1 protein-coding gene and 1 pseudogene are annotated in these 1,206 nt (G+C 69.9%); both read right to left on the reverse strand.

Annotation, left to right across the window (positions count from 1 at the left end; genetic code table 11):
• Window positions 1–65: 65 nt before the first annotated feature.
• On the reverse strand, window positions 66–545 hold the full coding sequence (locus JGS39_RS40025; RefSeq protein WP_219574657.1) for a GNAT family N-acetyltransferase: 480 nt from the start codon (window positions 543–545) through the stop codon (window positions 66–68).
• Between the two features lie 73 nt (window positions 546–618).
• Window positions 619–1,206 (reverse strand): annotated as a pseudogene (locus tag JGS39_RS40030) (serine/threonine protein kinase); the annotation flags it as partial.

Genomic DNA, 1,206 nt, shown 5'->3' on the forward strand with positions numbered 1-1,206 from the left:
GACGGGTGCAGGGGGCGGGGAGGGGACAAGGCCCGCCGCAGGCGCCCGCCCCCTGCACCCGTCGGCTACGCCGGCTGCGCCAACTCCCGCTCCGCAACCACCTGGTCCCCACTCAACTCACCGGTAGGACGGAAACCGAGCTTCCGGTAGAACTCCTCGGGACCGTGCGCACCGGGCACGTACGTGACGGTCGTCCGCGTGCTTCCCCGCCCCCGCAGCTCGTCGTTGACGGCCTCGACGGCGAACCGCCCGTACCCGCGCCCCTGTTGCCCGGAGTCGATGTTCAGTCGCCAGAGCCCCGAACGGAACGGGTCATCGGGCGTCCCGGGAGCGAACTGCACGTTGATGAAGGCCATGACGAAGCCCACGAGTGTCTCGCCGTCGGCGATCAGCCGCGGCCACGCGATGTCGGGGGTGGTGTAGGCCTGGGCCAGCGACCAGGCGACGGGCTGGACGAGCTCGCTCTGGTCGGGCCGGACCGAGAGTGCGCAGGCTGCTTCGACGTTGTCGGATGTGACCGGCACGAGCCGGAGCGATGAGGACATCCCGGCAACCTACATTCGGGCCGGTAACGGCGCCCCGGATTAATGCCGGGGCGCCCCGCGCGCGACGCGGCTGTCACCTCGACGCGTTGCGCCAGACCGTCAGGTCGATCGTCATGTAGTCACTGGGCGAGTCGTCGGGGGAGTGGCCCTGGTACGTCACGAGTGCCAGGTGTCCCGTACCCGTGATGACGCAGACCTGCCGCCCCTTGGTGAGCTTCTCCAGACCGATGTCGTCGGCGAACCGGGTCTCCGACCGGCAGATGTCCAAGGACCCCTGCTGCCCCGGGTCGAGAAGGACGAGCTTCCCGCCTTCGGCCTCCGCTTCGAGGTAACCGCCGGAGTCGTAGGTGAGTTCGTACCCGGCGTCCTCGCCGTCCTGCGGGCGGACGTCGTCGTCCCCCAGCGTCAGGTGGTACCCCAGGGTGAGGTTGATGCCCGTGAAGGTGGCGGGTTCGGGGTCCACGGAAGGCATCGGATCCGTCGTGGCACCCGAGCCCCCGTCCTCCCCGTCTCCCTCCTCCTCCGCAGCCGGGGCCGGCGTCGAGCTGTTCTTCTTCGTCGGGGTGCTGCCGCCCTTGGGCGAGTCGCTGCTCTGCGACGACTTCCCGTCATCCTTGAGCAGGAAGTACGCCGTCCCGCCGCCCGCGACGCCGACGACGAG

This window comes from Streptomyces poriferorum, assembly GCF_019399235.1.
In the GTDB taxonomy this organism is placed as follows: Bacteria; Actinomycetota; Actinomycetes; order Streptomycetales; family Streptomycetaceae; genus Streptomyces; species Streptomyces poriferorum.

Coding starts and splice junctions, on each gene's coding strand:
- JGS39_RS40025 (WP_219574657.1), bottom strand. CDS start 545: ATGTCCTCATCGCTCCGGCTCGTGCCGGTCACATCCGACAACGTCGAA.